The sequence below is a fragment of the Pseudomonas segetis genome, from assembly GCF_900188155.1.
GTDB classification, from domain to species: Bacteria; Pseudomonadota; Gammaproteobacteria; order Pseudomonadales; family Pseudomonadaceae; genus Aquipseudomonas; species Aquipseudomonas segetis.
Window position 1 is genome coordinate 89,093 of sequence record NZ_FZOG01000006.1, and the last position, 17,611, is coordinate 106,703.

Genomic DNA, 17,611 nt, shown 5'->3' on the forward strand with positions numbered 1-17,611 from the left:
GCAGGTAAAGATCATGAAGCAGGAATTTGACTACATCATCATTGGCGCTGGCTCAGCTGGTAATGTGCTGGCCGCCCGACTCACCGAAGACAGCGATGTCAGCGTACTGCTGCTCGAGGCCGGTGGCCCGGATTATCGCCTGGATTTCCGTACGCAAATGCCTGCTGCGTTGGCCTTTCCCCTGCAAGGCCGTCGCTATAACTGGGCGTACGAAACCGACCCGGAACCGCATATGAACAACCGGCGCATGGAATGCGGTCGCGGCAAGGGCCTGGGCGGCTCATCGCTGATCAACGGCATGTGCTACATCCGTGGCAATGCCATGGATTACGACGGCTGGGCAAAAAATGCCGGGCTCGAAGACTGGAGCTATCACGACTGCCTGCCGTATTTTCGCAAGGCCGAGAGCCGCGACATTGGCGCCAATGCCTATCATGGCGGCGATGGGCCTGTGAGTGTATGCACGCCGAAAACCGGCAACAACCCGCTATTCCAGGCCATGATAGAAGCCGGAGTGCAGGCCGGTTACCCCCGCACCGACGACCTCAATGGTTTCCAGCAGGAGGGCTTCGGGCCAATGGATCGCACGGTCACGCCAAAGGGCCGTCGCGCCAGCACCGCTCGCGGCTACCTTGACCAGGCCCGTGAGCGCAGCAACCTGACGATAGTCACCCATGCCCTGACCGACCGTATCCTGTTCAGCGGCAAGCGTGCGACTGGCGTGGCCTACTTGCAAGGCGACAGCAATACCCCGGTGAACGTCACTGCACGCCGAGAAGTGCTGCTGTGCAGTGGCGCGATCGCTTCGCCGCAAATACTGCAACGCTCGGGTGTTGGCCCGGCAGCCTTGCTCAAGGAGCTGGACATTGCCCTGGTCCACGACCTGCCAGGCGTGGGTGAAAACCTGCAGGACCACCTGGAAATGTATCTGCAATACAGCTGCAAACAGCCGGTGTCGCTCTACCCTGCCCTCAAGTGGTGGAACCAGCCGGGCATTGGCGCCAAGTGGATGTTCATGGGTGATGGTGTTGGCGCCAGCAACCAGTTTGAAGCCGGTGGCTTTATTCGCTCACGCGAAGAGTTCGAATGGCCAAATATTCAATATCACTTCTTGCCCGTGGCGATTAACTACAACGGCAGCAATGCGGTCAGCGAGCATGGTTTCCAGGCGCACGTGGGTTCCATGCGTTCACCAAGCCGTGGCCGTGTGCGCGCCAAGTCTAAAGATCCACGCCAGCACCCAAGCATCCTGTTCAACTACATGGCGCACGAGCAAGACTGGCAAGAATTCCGCGACGGCATTCGCATCACCCGCGAGATCATGGCGCAAGTTGCGCTAGACCCGTACCGTGGCCGCGAAATCAGTCCTGGCGCCGATATCACCAGCGACGCGCAACTGGACAACTTTATCCGTGAACATGCCGAGACCGCATTCCATCCATCCTGCTCCTGCAAGATGGGTGAAGACGAGATGGCAGTGGTTGACGGCCAGGGCCGAGTGCATGGCCTGCAGGGCTTGCGCGTAGTCGATGCCTCGATCATGCCGCTGATCACCACCGGTAACCTGAACGCCCCAACCATCATGATGGCCGAGAAAATCGCCGATAAAATTCGCGGCCGCGAGCCTCTACCGCGCAGTACCGCCCCTTACTTTGTTGCCAATGGCGCGGTAGTGCGCGGGCCAGCCATGCGTACAACGGCAACCGCTCGATAAGCCGGCAAACAGCAGGCCGCGACAACGCGAAGCTTGTCCAGCGGTGTTCAATCAATAGCCGCAGGTTTGTCCTGTGGCTGGGCACTGCTCGCGTATCTGCGAACAACGCTGGATAACGCCTTCTTCGGCAGTGAAGATTGGTTCTTTGGCTGATCGTTAGCGGGCTTGTGTGCATGGTCGGCAAGCTTCGCGTTGCACAGCCTGCTCGTTGTCCCCACACCGTAAGCCGAACCCTCTAGCCCGCTGCATTGCTCAGCAAGGGTTCACAGATTGCATTACAGTTGTAAGGATCTGCTGTGACCGAGGTTCTCTATGCTGCCGCTTGACGCACGCACAGCCCGCCTGCTGCCCTGGATTGTTGCCATCGCGTTTTTCATGCAAACGCTCGATGGCACCATTCTCAATACTGCCCTGCCGAGCATGGCCCATGACCTGGCCGAAGACCCCTTGCGCATGCAATCGGTGGTCATCGCCTATATGCTCACCGTGGCCCTGCTCATTCCTGCGTCCGGCTGGATTGCCGACCGTTTTGGCACCCGGCGAATATTCTTTGGCGCAATCTTGTTGTTCAGCCTCGGCTCGCTGCTGTGCGCACTCTCGCAATCACTCAACATGCTGATCGGTGCCCGGGTCATCCAGGGCCTTGGCGGCGCCCTGATGATGCCGGTCGGGCGTCTGGTGGTGCTGCGAGCCTACCCGCGTAGCGATCTGGTGAGGATCATGAGTTTCATCACCCTGCCGGGCTTGCTGGGGCCCCTGATTGGCCCAACCCTGGGCGGTTGGCTGGTTGAATACACCAGTTGGCACTGGATTTTCCTGATCAATCTACCGGTGGGCGCACTGGGTTGCTGGGCAGCATTCAAGCTGATGCCTGATCTGCGCGGGCCGCACCGCACACGCTTTGATGCCATAGGTTTCATCCTGTTCGGCACCTCAATGGTGCTGATCACCATTGCCCTCGAAGGCTTGGGTGAGTTGGGCATGGCCCATGTCCGAGTGATGTTGCTGCTACTTGGCGGACTCGCCTGCCTGGCCGCTTACTGGCTCAGGGCCGGGCGCACGGAAAACGCGCTGTTCTCGCCCAAACTGTTTAACACCCGCACATTCGCCGTCGGGATACTGGGCAATATGTTCGCTCGCCTGGGCAGCGGCTCGTTGCCGTTTTTGACGCCGTTATTGTTGCAACTGGCCATGGGTTACTCACCGTCTCAAGCGGGCATGAGCATGATCCCGCTGGCGCTCGCGGCGATGCTTATGAAGCCGCTGGCCAAACCATTGATTGATCGCCTCGGCTACCGCCGCATCCTCACGGGCAACACCTTGCTGCTCGGCGCGCTTATCGCCAGCATGGCCCTGGTTGATGGCAATAGCTCGCCACTACAGCTCATCGTCCAGTTGTCGCTCATTGGTGCCTTCAACTCACTGCAATTCACCGCCATGAATACCGTGACCCTGATCGATCTGCGCGACGATGAAGCAAGCAGTGGCAACAGCTTGCTGTCGGTGGTAGTGCAACTGTCGATGAGTATCGGGATTGCAGCGGCGGCGGCGTTATTGAGTGGTTTCAGTGCAGAAAACAAAGGTAATCCCGATGCGGTTGCCTGGGCGTTCCAAGCCACCTACCTGTGCATCGGTCTACTCTCGATGTTCGCGGCCGCGATCTTCCTGCAACTTTCCCCGGCCGAAGGACGCAGCCCAAGGCGGGCCAACCCTGAAGTCGACCCACAGGACTAGCCAGCCTGGCTCGCGAAATGCTGTGGCATGCGCAGGCGGCGACCTGTAACCCAGGGCGCGGCTTCAGCTGTAGAGCAAAATCACCACCAGAGGCCCAAGTGCGGTAAGCAACACGTTGGCAATCGCATAGGGTACGGTAAAGCCCAGTACCGGCAAGGTGCTGCCAGCGGCGTCAGATGCAGCAATCATCGCCGCGTCCTGGGTTTGCGAGCCTGCCAGCGAGCCGACCAGAATCACTGTCGGAATCGCCAGCACGAAGCGACCAAAAAACAAGCCGACCAACAGCGGGATAAACGTCACCAAGGCGCCACAGCCGAGCACCAACAGGCCCTGGCTTTGCAATGCGGCGTAGGCTTGCGGGCCTGCAGACAGGCCCACCACGGCGCAAAACAGGGCCAACCCCAAATCCCACAAGACGCGCCCAGCCGGTGCGGGCATGGCGGCATTGCGTGGTGAGCGCGCGTTCCACCAGCCAATCACCAAGCCGGCAACCAAAGCACCACCGCCACTGCCCAAAGTCACCGCCACGCCGCCGATGGTCACCGCGGCCAAACCAAACACCGTGCCGACACCCAAGCCAAGGCCAAGCCAGACCAGATCCGTGCGCTCATCACGCGACACAATCGGGCCAATCATCTGCTGGATCCGGGCGATATCTTCCGGCAATCCCGAGAGCACCAATACATCACCGTTAAGCAGCACCAAATCCTGATGCATGGGCAACTCACGCCCTGAGCGGGTGACACGCTCAAGAAAAACCCCACGCGCCATCTCGCCTGCGCGCAGGGCGATCTCATGCACGGGCAGGTTGTGGTATTGATGGTTACTGAACACCAGCTCAATGGTTTCGATGGTCGCGCCCAGCAGCTCGGGTTCCTGAACCTCGCGTCCGACTAAACGCCGGGCCTGGATAAGATCTTCCCGGCGCCCGACCATCAGCAATAAATCGCCGCGTTGCAAAACCACCCGGCCAACGGTTTCTATCCAGGCATTGCCGCGTTTAATCCGCTCACAGGACGCGCGCCCCGGAAGCATGGCTTCGAATTCAGCAATGGTTCTACCCGCCAGGCGCCTTACTTTGTAGACCCTGCGCTCCACCGGCCGCAGATTCAAGCCGATGGTGTCGTCCTCGATATGCTGCGCCTCATAGCGTCGCGCATCTTCAGCCAGGTCGACCCCAAGCAGGCGCGGGCCGATTTGCGAACAGAACAGGACCACGCCCACGGTGCCGAGAATATAGGTCAGGGCATAAGCCACCGCGGCATTGCCCTCCATCAGCATCAGCTCATCATGACTGATTGGCAGCGAAGCCAATGCGCCATACCCCGTACCGAGCATGGCGGTCTGGGTCATGCCGCCTGCCGCCAACCCCAAAGTGGTGCCGATATCCAGCTGGAAATACCAGGACAACAACATCGCCGTGCTCAAGCCGGTTGCGGCAATAACCAGGGTCACCACGGCCTGCTTCAAGGTTCCAAGGCCAAGGGATGCAAAAAACTCAGGCCCACCCCGGTAACCGACGGCAAATACAAAGAGTGAAAAGGCCAAGGTCTTGATTTGCCCCGACAAGGCAAAGCCATCGTCACCACCGAGCAGGCTGCTCAACACCGCAGACACCAACAGCACCCCGGCGGCATTGCCCAGGCTGAAGCCAAACAGCTGTATCCGGCCCAGGCCTACACCCAGGGCCAGGCTGAAAAACAGCATCACTTCGGGATGCTCACCCAGCCACTGGATTAAGACGTCCATTACAACCTCCTGTTGGCAAGCCAGCGGTACCCTGCGCGAAAGTTTCCGGATTCAAGGCTACTGTTCCAAAGCATAGGCGCAGATTTAAAAATCCCCTTGCCGGCATCCAACTATTTTCCGGTGCTTCGGTCGGCCCGAGCACAGTGCCGGGCGCCGCACCTGTTACACTGCGCGCCATTTCGTTTTTGCAGGTCTGTATCGTGACTAACACCGCCTTTTCATCTTTGCCACTTTCGCCCGCCATGCTGGCGAATCTCGAATCGCTCGGCTATGCGCAGATGACCCCGATTCAAGCGCAAAGCCTGCCGGTGATACTCAAGGGCATGGACCTGATCGCCCAGGCCAAAACCGGCAGTGGTAAAACCGCCGCCTTTGGTATCGGCCTGCTCAACCCGCTGAATCCTAGATTCTTCGGTTGCCAGGCACTGGTGATGTGCCCGACTCGCGAGCTGGCCGACCAGGTGGCCAAGGAAATCCGTCGTCTGGCGCGTGGTGCTGACAACATCAAGGTATTGACCTTGTGCGGCGGCGTGCCGTTTGGCCCGCAGATCGGCTCGCTTGAGCACGGCGCACAGATCATCGTTGGCACACCGGGGCGTATTCAGCAGCACCTGGCCAAAGGCACGCTCAAGCTCGACGGCCTCAACACGCTGATTCTCGATGAAGCCGATCGCATGCTCGACATGGGGTTCTACGACAGCATCGCCGAGATCATCAGCCACACCCCGGATCGCCGCCAGACGCTGTTGTTCTCGGCCACCTATCCGAGTGCCATCAAGCAGTTGTCGGCCTCGTTCATGCGCGACCCGCAGCGGGTAAAAGCCGAAGCCCTGCACGATGACACGCAAATCGAGCAGCGTTTCTATGAGATCTCCCCGGAGGAACGCATGGATGCCGTGGTCAAGGTGCTGGCAAGCGCTCGCCCGGAATCAGCCGTAGCCTTCTGCTTCACCAAGCAGCAATGCCAGGAAGTGGTTGACCACCTGAGCGCCAATGGTATTTCCGCCGGTGCGCTCAATGGCGACCTTGAGCAGCGCGACCGTGACCAGGTGCTGGCGATGTTTGCCAACCGCAGCCTGAGCGTACTGGTGGCAACCGATGTGGCAGCGCGTGGCCTGGATATCGATGCCCTCGACATGGTGATCAACGTAGAGCTGGCCCGCGATTCGGAAACCCATATCCACCGCGTTGGCCGTACCGGTCGCGCAGGAGCCAAGGGTGTGGCCGTAAGCCTGGTTGCGCCACCTGAAGCGCACCGCGCCCAAGCGATTGAAAAGCTCCAGCAAGGCGCCCTCAACTGGCAGCCCCTGAGCAGCCTCAAGCCCCTGGTCGGCGAACCCTTGCAGCCACCGATGATTACCCTGTGCATTGGCGCCGGACGCAAGGACAAGCTACGTCCCGGCGACATTCTCGGTGCACTGACTGGCGATGCCGGTATTGCTGGCACCCAGGTCGGCAAGATCGCTATTTTCGACTTCCAGGCTTACGTGGCAGTCGAGCGCGGTGTTGCCAAGCAGGCCCTCAAACGCCTCAACGACGGCAAGATCAAAGGCCGCAGCCTGCGCGTTAGAGCGCTTTAGGCCCGTCGACCCAGCGCTTGCCAGTCAAGCGCTGAAACAAAACGACCAGCGCTCGCTCTATTGCCTTGATGGACTCTCCAATCAAGGCAGGAGCAGCACATGAACGCTCGCAAATTATTTACCAGCCTGATCCTGATGGCGGTCAGCTCGATGAGCGCTGCAGCCGAAGGACTGGTTAGGCTTAAAAGCCCCTACGATGTCAGCCAGACGATGCAACGTGTCGAGCATGCAGTCGGCACCCGTGAGCTGACGGTTTTTGCCAAGGTCGATCATGCTGCCGGCGCGGCGAAGGTCGGCTTGCCCCTGCAGCCGACCCAACTGCTGATATTCGGCAACCCCAAAGGTGGCACGCCGCTGATGGAGTGCGCGCAGACCTCGGCAATCGATTTGCCGCTCAAGGTCCTGGTCTGGCAGGATGCCTCGGAACAAGTCTGGGTCGGTTACAACGATCCAGCGTACATAGGCGCACGGCACAGTGCCGGCGACTGCCCGGTAATTGGCAAGCTGCAAGCCGTTCTGCAGGCCATCGCCGATGAGAGCGTCGCGCCTCAAGCACCCTGATCCGGCGATACGCGGCTGGCGCCTTCGGGTAATATGCCCGCACTTTGTGCCTGGGTTGAGGAAGTTGCTGTGCTCGCTGCGAATGTTGTGATCATCGGTGCCGGTGCCGCCGGACTTATGTGCGCCCTGACTGCGGCGGGTCGGGGTCGTAGTGTTCTGTTGCTTGACCACGCCAACAAGGCGGGCAAGAAGATCCTTATGTCTGGCGGTGGGCGCTGCAACTTCACCAACATGTATTGCGAGCCGGCCAACTTCCTTTCGGGCAACCCGCACTTCTGCAAATCAGCCCTGGCGCGCTACAGCCAGTGGGACTTTATCGGCCTGGTCGCCAAGCATGGCGTGCCCTATCACGAAAAAAAGCTCGGCCAGCTGTTTTGCGACAACAAGTCCAGTGACATCCTGCAAATGCTCTTGGCTGAATGCGCGGAAGCAGGCGTTGACCTGCGCCTGGATACCTCGGTCAAAACCATCAGCAAGCAAGAAAGCGGCTACAGCCTTGAAACCACCCTTGGCCCGGTGCAATGCCAGTCGCTGGTCATTGCCACGGGCGGGCTTTCCATCCCGACCCTGGGCGCCACGGGCTTTGGTTATCAGGTCGCCAGGCAGTTTGGCCATGAGCTGCTGCCAACTCGCGCAGGCCTGGTGCCATTTACCATTACCGACCCGCAACTCAAAACCCTGTGCACGGAACTGTCCGGCACTTCGGTTGAAGACTGCATGGTCAGTTGCAACGGCACCAGCTTCCGCGAAAACATCCTGTTCACCCACCGTGGACTGAGTGGCCCGGCCATCCTGCAGATTTCCTCGTACTGGCAACCTGGCGACAGCATCGCAATCGACCTGCTGCCCCATATCGATCTTTCCCAATGGCTGGCAACCCAGCAACTTGAACGCCCTAACTCCGAACTCAAGACCCTGCTCGCGGAGCTTTTCACCAAGAAAATGGCAGCTTTGCTTGCCGACAGCTGGTTTGCCTCCAAACCCATGAAGCAGTACACACCGGGCGAACTGAAGACTATTGCCGAGGCGTTATCCAACTGGCAATTGGTGCCCTCAGGCACCGAAGGCTACCGCACGGCGGAAGTCACCCTGGGCGGAGTCGACACCCGCGAGGTTTCATCGAAAACCCTTGAGTCTTTGAAGTCCCCAGGGCTTTACTTTATCGGCGAAGTACTGGATGTCACCGGCCACCTGGGCGGGTTCAACTTCCAGTGGGCCTGGGCATCAGGCTATGCAGCCGCCCAATATGTCTAACCACTGAGCCGGGACCAAACCGACCTGAATAGACGGCTCGGCAACCCAGATCTTTGGCGCAAATTAATCCTGGCATGGAACTGCCGCTTGGCTGTGTGATCTGCTTTATTAGATAGAGTATTTGTAGCACGAGTGTCTAGCTGACAGTTGTCCGACCCTGCACAGGATTATCCGCTACATGACTCAAGACCAAGGATTGATCTTTGCCATTCTCGCCATCACCATGGGCTTGTTTATCTGGGGTCGCTGGCGACACGACATAGTCTCGCTCGGCGCATTGCTTGCCTGTGTTATCTGCGGCCTGGTGCCCGACCGGGACGCCTTCGCCGGCTTCGGCCACCCTGCGGTAATCACGGTCGCCTGCGTGCTCGTGCTCAGTCACGGCCTGCAGATTACCGGCGCGGTGGATGCCTTGGCGCAGCGGGTTATCCCCAAGAAAGCCGGGCCATTGCTCACCATGGCCGCACTGACCATTCTCGGCGCCATGTTGTCGGCCTTTATGAACAACGTCGGCGCGCTCGCCTTGCTGATGCCGATCGCCTTGCAGGTCGCCAACAAGCAATCGATGCCGCCAGGCCGCGTCCTGATGCCGCTCGCCTTCGGCACCATCCTTGGCGGCATGACCACCTTGATCGGTACGCCACCCAACTTGATAGTCTCCAGCTTCCGCGCGAAAACCGATGCGGGTCCATTTAGCATGTTTGACTTCAGCATGGTCGGCGTCGCTGTCGCCCTGATCGGCATTGCCTTTATCTTGCTGATTGGCTGGCGCCTGGTGCCAAAACGTCAGGTCGGCAATGCGGCCAGCTTCGAAACCGGCACCTACCTCACCGAAGCACGCGTACTCAAGGGCGGCAAGGCCGTTGGCCAGAGCATTCGAGAAGTCGAGCAATCGCTGGAGGAAGCCGACGCACAGATTGTAGCCATGGTGCGCAACAAAATGCGTCTCTCCGCGCCCAACCCGCGCCGGGTGCTTGAGATTGACGACGTGCTGGTGATCGAGGCCGAACCCGAGTCATTGGGTAGCGTCTTGAGTAATCTCGGGCTGACCCTGGAAGCCAGTGACTCGGCGAAAAAGAACAAGGAAGCAGACCCGAAAAATGAACGCGAGCCCAGTACCGGCGAAGACCAGCCAGAGGCCGAGGATTCGGACAAGAAGGACAATGGTGAAGCCAGTGTGCTGCAGGAGCTATTGGTCAGGCCTGATGCCCAGCTGATCGGCCGCACGGCCAGCGGCACCAGGTTGCGCAGCCGGTACTCCATCAACCTGCTGGCCATTTCCAGGCAAAGCCACCGCTCTGTCAAACGCCTGCGCTCGACACAAATCCAGAGCGCCGATGTATTGCTGATGCAGGGTTCATTGGATGACATTGCCGAGTTTGCCGCCGACTATGGCTGCGTGCCCCTGGCTGATCGCGCAATCAGCATTCCCAACCCGGGTCAGGCCGGGCTGGCCATTGGTGTAATGGTCTGCGCTATTGCCCTGTCTGCGTTCGGGCTGTTGTCTGCTGCGGTTGCCTTTGCCTGCGGGGTGCTGGTGTTTATGGTGATGCGCGTGGTGCCGTTGCGTTCGCTGTACGAGTCGATCGACTGGCCGGTGATTGTCTTGCTCGGTGCCTTGATCCCCGTGGCTGGCGCCATGTCCAGCAGCGGCGCGGCGGACTTGCTGGCCCGGCTGCTGATGGAAAACATCGCGCAGGGGCAACCTGTCGTGGTGCTTGCGGTATTGCTGATCGTCACCATGACCCTGTCAGACTTTATGAATAACGCCGCTACCGCCGCCGTGATGTGCCCGATTGCGTTGAGCCTGGCGACTCAGCTTGAGGTCAACTCAGACCCCTTGCTGATGGCGGTGGCCATTGGTGCATCCTGCTCCTTCCTCACCCCAATCGGCCACCAGAACAACACTTTGATCCTCAGCCCTGGCGGGTTTCGTTTTGGCGATTACTGGCGCCTCGGTTTGCCGCTGGAAATTGTCGTGGTCTTGGTCAGCGTGCCAATGCTGCTGTGGGCCTGGCCGCTGTAACGACCAGGCCCGCAAGCAACTCAGAGCTGTTCAAGCATGCCGGTTGCGCTGTGATACTCCAAGCCATGGGCTTCTGCCACACTGGAGCAGGTCAGCCTGCCCTTGGCAACGCTGAGGCCGTTGCACAGGTGCTGGTTTTCTTCGAGGGCACGACGTGGCCCCTTTTGCGCCAACTCGATAACAAAAGGCAGGGTTGCGTTATTGAGCGCCAGTGTCGAGGTGCGCGCCACAGCGCCCGGCATATTGGCCACGCAGTAATGCACCACATCATCGACTACATATGTTGGCTCTGCATGGGTTGTGGCTTTGGATGTTTCAGCGCAACCGCCCTGGTCAATGGCAACATCCACGAGTACGGCACCAGACTGCATCTGCTTGACCATTTCGGCACTGATCAACTTCGGTGCAGCAGCCCCTGGAATCAGCACCCCGCCGATTACCAGGTCGGCCGCCAGGATCTGCTCACGCAAGGTCGAACCCGTCGAATACAGGGTAGTGATGCGGTTACCGTATAACGAGTCGAGTCGGCGCAGGGCATCGACGCTTTTATCCAGCACAGTGACATCAGCCCCCAGGCCAACGGCCATGGCCAAGGCATGACTGCCAACCACACCGCCGCCGAGAATCACCACTTTACCTGGCGCCACGCCAGGCACCCCGCCGAGCAGCACGCCACGGCCGCCCTTGGCTTTTTCCAGGCAATTGGCGCCGGCCTGGATCGACATACGCCCCGCCACTTCGGACATGGGCGCCAGCAAGGGCAAGCGACCATGGGCATCGGTCACGGTTTCATAGGCGATACAGGTGGCACCGCTGTTGATCAGGTCATCGGTTTGCGGGCGGTCCGGGGCCAGGTGCAAATAGGTGAACAGGGTCTGCTCCGGGCGAAGCCGGGCACGCTCTTGGGCCAGCGGTTCCTTGACCTTGACGATCAGTTGCGCGTCAGCGAAGAGCGCCTCGACGCTGGTCATTATTTGCGCCCCGGCGGCCACGTAATCGGCATCGCTAAAACCGATTGCAGCACCAGCCTGTGTTTCGACCAGCAACTCATGGCCCAAGGCAGATAATTCAGCAACAGAGTGAGGTGTCAGGCCGACACGGTATTCATGGTTCTTGATTTCTTTGGGTACGCCAATACGCATAGCCACCTCCGGCAGGTCAGGTATGTCAGTGTTGTATCTCCTAAGTTTAGGAAAACTGACGTACAAGCCCGTCTGAAATAACCACTGATTTCAGTTAAAACGCCTGAAATCCAGAGTAATTCGGCACTAATCAGGCGCTTGATCAGGCAACAAGCACATCGCGGGTCAGTTGCCTTGGCCAAACAACAACTTGCGCGCCTGCGCCGAAACCAGGGCATCCGGGTCCGGGTTTATCTGATCGACCAGGGCATAGGCGCGCTGCACTGCAGGTCGCTCGGCAACACGCTCCAGCCAGGCAGCCATATTGGGAAAGTCAGCAAGATCCTGCTTCTGCCCTTCCCAGCCCCTGGCCCAGGGGTAGATGGCCATATCGGCAATCGAGTAGTCACCGGCAACATAGTCGCGCCCCTCAAGCTGTCGGTTGAGAACGCCATACAGACGCGCCGTTTCCTTCACGTAACGCTCGATTGCGTAAGGGACAGGCTCAGGCGCATAACGATTGAAATGGTGATTCTGCCCGGCCATTGGGCCGAGCCCACCCATCTGCCAATGCAACCATTGCAAAACCTCGGTACGGGCGCGCAACGAGCGTGGCAAAAACTGCCCGCTCTTGTCACCCAGGTATTCAAGGATCGCGCCCGACTCGAACACGGCAAGCGGTTCACCACCATCGGCGGGCTCATGATCGACAATGGCCGGGATACGGTTGTTCGGCGCTATCTTCAGGAAGTCAGCGGCAAATTGTTCCCCTTTACCGATATGCACTGCACGAACCTGATAGCTCAAGCCCGATTCCTCAAGGAAGATACTGATCTTGTGGCCGTTGGGCGTTGTCCAGTAATACAGGTCGATCATGGCTTACCTCCGATCAATTCAAGCCGCGCGTTTTACCACCCCGAACTCAGCCTCATAGCGCTTTAGGATACGCTGGAACCAAGCGTCGACTGCCGATTCGGCAGGCCATGGCTGCTCGCCAAGGCACCAGGCCCAGAAGAACAGACCTGCGACCAGATAGTCGGTGCCTGCAGGTTGCTCGCCATCCAGATACGGTTGTGTCTTGAGCCAGGCTTCAAGCGGGCCAACCGCCAGTACAAATGAGTCCAGGCCAAGCTGCCTGTCGGCAAAGGCTTCCAAGGTCATGCCAAGGGCTTTCTCACGGCTAGTGCGGAAATAGTCCTTGTCCGCGTCATCAATTGCAGCGTACACCCGGGGTACCAAGAGCTTCAGCAGTGGCATGCGCAATGCGGTAAAGGTCAGTTTTTCCAGCAATCGCGCGCGGTTGGCAGCCAGGCTGTCGCCGAGCAAGGGTTGCTGCGGATAGGTGGCGTCCAGGTACTCGAATATGGCAACACTGTCGTTCACCACGGTTTCACCATCGCGAATGACCGGAACCAGGTTTTGCCCCGAGCACGCCAAGGGCTCTTTGTCGGTAAAGCGCAAGGGGCTCCCAGTAAATGGCAAGCCCTTGTGCGCCAGTGCCAAGCGCACCCGCCAGCAATAGGGCGAAAACAGAATCTCTGGGTCAGCGCCCCGTAGTTCGAATAGCTCCAGCATGCATGCCTCCTTTTTTAGGACTGATCAGTCCATATTTTGCTAAAAAAATTACCTTAACTGGCTCATCACCAGGTCCACGGTGGATGCGATTCGCTGCGCCGACACCCCCGACTTTACTTGCGTGCGCAAACCACTGATCACGGCTTGCAGGTAAAACCCCAAGGCTTCGGTGTCAGCCTGCGCACTCAATTCCCCCACGGCTTGGGCGCGCTTGAGCGCAGCGCCCAAGACCTGGGAAAAACCTTCTGTGGCCTGTTTGGTCAGGCTCAGGATCTCGGGTTGATTGAGCGAGAACTCATTGGCCACATTGACCAGCATGCAGCCGCGCGGTATGCCATCAAGGCCATCGTCATCGAGCACGCCCAGCAAGCGACCGCGAATGTACTCAAGGGGCGAGCTTGCTTGCTCGAGTGACTCGATCAACAGTGCCTGGCGGTGCTGGCAATAACGCGTAAAGGCCGCCTCGAACCAGGCCTGTTTGCTCGGGTAGGTTTGATACAGGCTGCTTTTCGACAAGCCGGTAGCCGCAAGCAGATCTTGCAGCGACGTGGCTTCATAGCCCCGCTGCCAGAACACCTGCATGGCGCTTTCAAGGGCTTGCTCGGGGCAAAATGATTTAGGGCGTCCGCGATTCATTGGCACATTTAGAACCGATCGGTTCCAAATATCAAGCCCGAGGTTCAACCCGTTCATTGGCGACTGCCCGCAGCCTCGCATGTATCGCCTGACCGGTAGCACTCGTCATAACTGATCCGTTAATCTGCAAGCACTCATGCAGCAAGGCCAGCCGATGACTCGTCCTTCATTACGCCAATCTTTGCGCCGTCTCTGGGCGTTGGACAAATTCAGCTACAGCCTGCGCGTCTTTATCGCACTGAGCGGCAGCCTGATCCTGTGCTGGTCGCAGGACCAGATGCACGCGCTGATCCCACTCTTCCTCGGAGTTATCGCCAGCGCCCTGGCCGAGACCGATGACAGCTGGCAAGGTCGCCTGACGGCGCTCTTGGTGACACTGTGTTGTTTCAGTGCCGCTGCGCTGACTGTGGAGTGGGTCTTTGGCTACCCTTGGCTATTTGCCGCTGCGCTGGCCGCCTCGGCCTTCTCACTGACCATGCTTGGCGCACTGGGCGAGCGCTACGCAACACTGGGCTCGGCGACACTGATCCTGGCGATCTACAGCATGATCGGCGTAGAGCAGCGTGGCGGCACCAGTGGTTCGCTTGTGCAGCCCATGCTGTTGGTTGCGGGCGCCGCTTGGTATGGCTTGCTGTCGGTAGTCTGGCATGCGCTGTTTTCCAATCAGCCGGTCCAGTTGAGCCTGGCCCGGTTGTTCCGTGAACTGGGCCGCTACCTGAAGCTCAAGGCAGCCCTGTTCGAGCCGCTGCGCCAATTGGATGTCGAGGAGCGCAGGCTGGCACTGGCGAAACAGAATGGCCAGGTGGTCGCCGCGCTCAATGCCACCAAGGAAATAATCCTGCATCGCGTCGGCAACGGCCGGCCTGGACGCAAAGTCAGCCGTTACTTGAAGCTGTATTTCCTGGCCCAAGACATTCATGAACGCGCCAGCTCATCGCACTACCCGTACAACGAACTGGCTGAAGCCTTCTTCCACAGCGATGTGATGTTTCGCTGCCAGCGCCTGTTGCGGCTACATGGCGAAGCCTGTGAGCGGCTGGCTGAGGCGGTCGAGTTACGTCAACCCTTTATGTTTCGCGAGCTGTGCAGCCAGGCCCTGGCCGATCTGCATGATTCGCTCGACTATCTGCGCCAGCAAGCCAGCCCCACGCAGCGTCATCTACTGCGCTCACTCAATGCCCTGGCCAACAACCTGGGCACCCTGGACAACCTGTTCAGCAATGCCAGCAACCCCGATGCGCTGGCGGACGAACAAGACAGCAGCCTGCTCGATCGCGAACCACAGTCGTTCAAAGAAGTTCTTAACCGCTTCCGCGCCCAGCTCACACCCAGCTCATTCCTGTTTCGCCACGCATTGCGCCTGGCGATTGCGCTGACAGTCGGCTATGCCGTGCTCAACTGGATTCATCCGGCGCAAGGCTACTGGATATTGCTGACCACGGTGTTTGTCTGCCAACCCAATTACGGCGCGACACGGCGCAAGCTGGTCCAGCGGGTGAGCGGCACGGTACTTGGCCTGCTGATTGGATGGGCATTGTTTGACCTGTTCCCAATCCCGCTGATCCAGTCGCTGTTCGCCGTAGCAGCCGGGGTTGCATTCTTCGCCACGCGCACCAGCCGCTATACCCTGGCCACCGCCGCCATCACCTTGCTGGTGCTGTTCTGTTTCAACCAGGTGGGCAATGGTTACGGGCTGTTTATACCGCGCCTGGTCGATACCTTGCTCGGCAGCTTGATTGCAGGGCTGGCTGTGTTCCTGATCCTGCCAGACTGGCAAGGCCGCAGCCTCAACCGCATGGTCGCCACAACCCTAAGTTGCAACAGCACTTATCTGCGACAGATCATTGAGCAATACGCCCAGGGCAAGCGTGACGACCTCCGCTACCGGCTGGCGCGGCGCAATGCCCACAACGCCGATGCTGCGCTGTCGACCACGCTGGCCAACATGCTCATGGAGCCAGGCCATTTCCGCAAGGAGTCGGACATTGGTTTTCGCTTCCTGGTGCTGTCGCACACCTTGCTCAGCTATCTCTCCGGCCTCGGCGCGCATCGCGGTGAAATCCAGCTGGATGAAACCCAGCAACACCTGCTGACCAGTGCCGAGCAACTGGCGGCCAGTCTCGATGAAATCGCCAGGGGCCTGATTGATAAAAGCGGCGTGGCGATTCACAGCGACGCAGAAGAACAGCTTGCCCTTGAACTGGAACAGGTTCCCGATGAACTGGACGACCAGCAGCGCCTGGTGCAAACCCAGCTGGCGCTAATTTGTCGGCAGTTGGGCCCTATTCGCACGGCCTCGGCGCACTTGCTCAAAGGCGCAGCCCCCGACTAGGCCCGTGCACGCCGCCAATAGCAGGCTCAGGCCAGTCGCGCCTTGGCCGCCTGCGCCCGGCGTCGAATGGTCAGGTCGATCTTCAGGCAAATGGCCGCCAGCGCCAGAAAACCAATACCCAGCGAGGCGCGGGTGACATCCGTGCCGAACAGCTCGGATAACCACTGCGCGATTCCCGAAGGATTACTCGCCAACAGAGCCCCCAGCGGCACTACTATTCCCAGGAAGCAAAAGCCAATTGCACGTAACAGGTCCATCAAAGATCCTCCGGCCGGGCCTAACCAGCGCAGTATTTTCAGCAGTGACCAACTATCGTCCAAGCACTGACTTGGCAACACTAGACCTTGGTGCAAGACAATTGCAACGTTCCCGCAACTCGGTCATTTCAGTTACCCTGCGCGCCAGCTCCCACCCAGTAGCCACTGCCCATGGATAAATCACTGCTGCAGCAACTCGTACTGACCCGCCTTGAGGCAGACCTGCAGGCTGCGACGCACGCTGCGCAAGTCGCGCACGAAAGCGCAACCCATGAAGAGAACATCGCCGAGAACAAATACGACACCCTGGGCCTGGAAGCGGCCTATCTGGCAACCGGCCAGGCGCGCAGGGTCGAGGCAATCCGCCAGGCAATCACCCTGTGGCGTCAGTTGCAGCTGCGCCCTTTCACAGAAGAGTCCGGCATCGCCCTGGGCGCATTGATTTGCCTGGCGGATGAAGATGCAAGCGAGCAGTTGTTTCTGCTCGGCCCCAACGGCGCGAGCATGAAGTTGCACCATGGCGAGCGGAGCATTCAGGTAATCAGTCATGAGGCCCCGCTGGGCAAAGCCATGCTCGGCAAGACCCTTGGCGATGAAGTGATCTTGAAAATTGCCAATGGTACGCAACACTTCGAGGTTCTATGGGTCAACTAACCTAAGATTAGAAGACTGAGCAACACTAGGTTGCAACAGCCACATCATCGACGGAGAGCCCCATGGAACAGCCTGTTCATGATCTACCCAGCTTGTTTGCCCAACTCGGCTTAGCCAACGACCCCGCAAGCATCGACGCATTTATCAGCACCCATTCGCCACTGCCTCAAGACTGTGTACTGGCCGAAGCCAGCTTCTGGAACAAGGCCCAGGCCGCTTTCCTGCGTGAAGAAATACGCGAGGATGCCGACTGGGCGGAAATCGTCGACCAGTTGAACCTGATGCTACGCGGTTGACGCACCTCAAATAGCAGCCAGGCACTAACGGCCAGCCCGATGCTGGTCTAGGCTCATACAGCCATCACTTTAGATTGTTGGAGCCTGTATGAGAGTCCTTCGCCTTACGCGACTGTGCTTGC

General features: G+C 59.2%; 15 protein-coding genes. 9 read left to right on the forward strand and 6 right to left on the reverse strand.

Translation table 11 applies throughout. The annotated features are described in order from the left end of the window. The first annotated feature begins 13 nt into the window (after nt 1-13). Both betA and mdtD read left to right on the forward strand, forming a co-directional pair. Entirely contained in the window at nt 14-1,714 is a 1,701-nt protein-coding gene (betA, locus tag CHB79_RS17765) for a choline dehydrogenase (RefSeq protein ID WP_089360876.1), read from the forward strand. 312 nt (nt 1,715-2,026) lie between these two features. Next, complete coding sequence (gene mdtD, locus CHB79_RS17770) at nt 2,027-3,448, forward strand: multidrug transporter subunit MdtD (protein WP_089360877.1); 1,422 nt, start codon at nt 2,027-2,029, stop codon at nt 3,446-3,448. Nucleotides 3,449-3,511: 63 nt separating this feature from the next. Here the strand turns inward: mdtD and CHB79_RS17775 are convergent, their stop codons facing one another. Next, a complete protein-coding gene (locus CHB79_RS17775; RefSeq protein ID WP_089360878.1) occupies nt 3,512-5,197 on the reverse strand; it encodes an aspartate-alanine antiporter-like transporter in 1,686 nt (561 codons plus the stop codon). Between the two features lie 200 nt (nt 5,198-5,397). Here CHB79_RS17775 and dbpA point away from each other — a divergent pair, with 200 nt between their 5' ends. From dbpA to CHB79_RS17795, 4 genes are all read left to right on the forward strand, one after another. Next, a complete protein-coding gene (gene dbpA / locus CHB79_RS17780; RefSeq protein ID WP_089360879.1) occupies nt 5,398-6,777 on the forward strand; it encodes an ATP-dependent RNA helicase DbpA in 1,380 nt (459 codons plus the stop codon). 99 nt (nt 6,778-6,876) lie between these two features. Next, nucleotides 6,877-7,338, forward strand: coding sequence for a DUF302 domain-containing protein (locus CHB79_RS17785; protein ID WP_089360880.1), 462 nt, complete (start codon nt 6,877-6,879; stop codon nt 7,336-7,338). 33 nt (nt 7,339-7,371) lie between these two features. Further along, nucleotides 7,372-8,592, forward strand: a complete 1,221-nt coding sequence (locus tag CHB79_RS17790; RefSeq protein WP_425439612.1) for a BaiN/RdsA family NAD(P)/FAD-dependent oxidoreductase — start codon at nt 7,372-7,374, stop codon at nt 8,590-8,592. Nucleotides 8,593-8,770: 178 nt separating this feature from the next. Then, entirely contained in the window at nt 8,771-10,618 is a 1,848-nt protein-coding gene (locus CHB79_RS17795; RefSeq protein ID WP_089360881.1) for an SLC13 family permease, read from the forward strand. Nucleotides 10,619-10,638: 20 nt separating this feature from the next. Here CHB79_RS17795 and ald read toward each other — a convergent pair whose 3' ends face one another. The 4 genes from ald to CHB79_RS17815 form a co-directional block, all read right to left on the reverse strand. Then, nucleotides 10,639-11,760: an alanine dehydrogenase gene (gene ald / locus CHB79_RS17800; protein WP_089360882.1), complete on the reverse strand. Its 1,122-nt coding sequence runs from the start codon at nt 11,758-11,760 to the stop codon at nt 10,639-10,641. A 165-nt stretch (nt 11,761-11,925) separates the two neighbouring features. Then, nucleotides 11,926-12,615, reverse strand: a complete 690-nt coding sequence (locus CHB79_RS17805) for a glutathione binding-like protein (RefSeq protein WP_089360883.1) — start codon at nt 12,613-12,615, stop codon at nt 11,926-11,928. A gap of 18 nt (nt 12,616-12,633) precedes the next feature. After that, the gene (locus tag CHB79_RS17810; RefSeq protein WP_089360884.1) at nt 12,634-13,314 is read right to left on the reverse strand and encodes a glutathione S-transferase N-terminal domain-containing protein; all 681 of its coding nucleotides are present in this window, start codon (nt 13,312-13,314) and stop codon (nt 12,634-12,636) included. Between the two features lie 48 nt (nt 13,315-13,362). After that, complete coding sequence (locus CHB79_RS17815; RefSeq protein WP_245851557.1) at nt 13,363-14,007, reverse strand: TetR/AcrR family transcriptional regulator; 645 nt, start codon at nt 14,005-14,007, stop codon at nt 13,363-13,365. A 97-nt stretch (nt 14,008-14,104) separates the two neighbouring features. On the opposite strand from CHB79_RS17815, the gene yccS reads away from it, so the two are divergent. Continuing rightward, nucleotides 14,105-16,282: a YccS family putative transporter gene (yccS, locus tag CHB79_RS17820; RefSeq protein ID WP_089361013.1), complete on the forward strand. Its 2,178-nt coding sequence runs from the start codon at nt 14,105-14,107 to the stop codon at nt 16,280-16,282. A 26-nt stretch (nt 16,283-16,308) separates the two neighbouring features. Here yccS and CHB79_RS17825 read toward each other — a convergent pair whose 3' ends face one another. Then, a complete protein-coding gene (locus CHB79_RS17825; protein WP_010485777.1) occupies nt 16,309-16,539 on the reverse strand; it encodes a hypothetical protein in 231 nt (76 codons plus the stop codon). A gap of 171 nt (nt 16,540-16,710) precedes the next feature. On the opposite strand from CHB79_RS17825, the gene CHB79_RS17830 reads away from it, so the two are divergent. Next, nucleotides 16,711-17,193: a GreA/GreB family elongation factor gene (locus tag CHB79_RS17830; RefSeq protein WP_010485775.1), complete on the forward strand. Its 483-nt coding sequence runs from the start codon at nt 16,711-16,713 to the stop codon at nt 17,191-17,193. A gap of 62 nt (nt 17,194-17,255) precedes the next feature. Further along, nucleotides 17,256-17,489 (forward strand): DUF2789 domain-containing protein, encoded by a 234-nt coding sequence (locus tag CHB79_RS17835; RefSeq protein ID WP_010485773.1) that lies wholly within the window; start codon nt 17,256-17,258, stop codon nt 17,487-17,489. Nucleotides 17,490-17,611 lie beyond the last annotated feature (122 nt).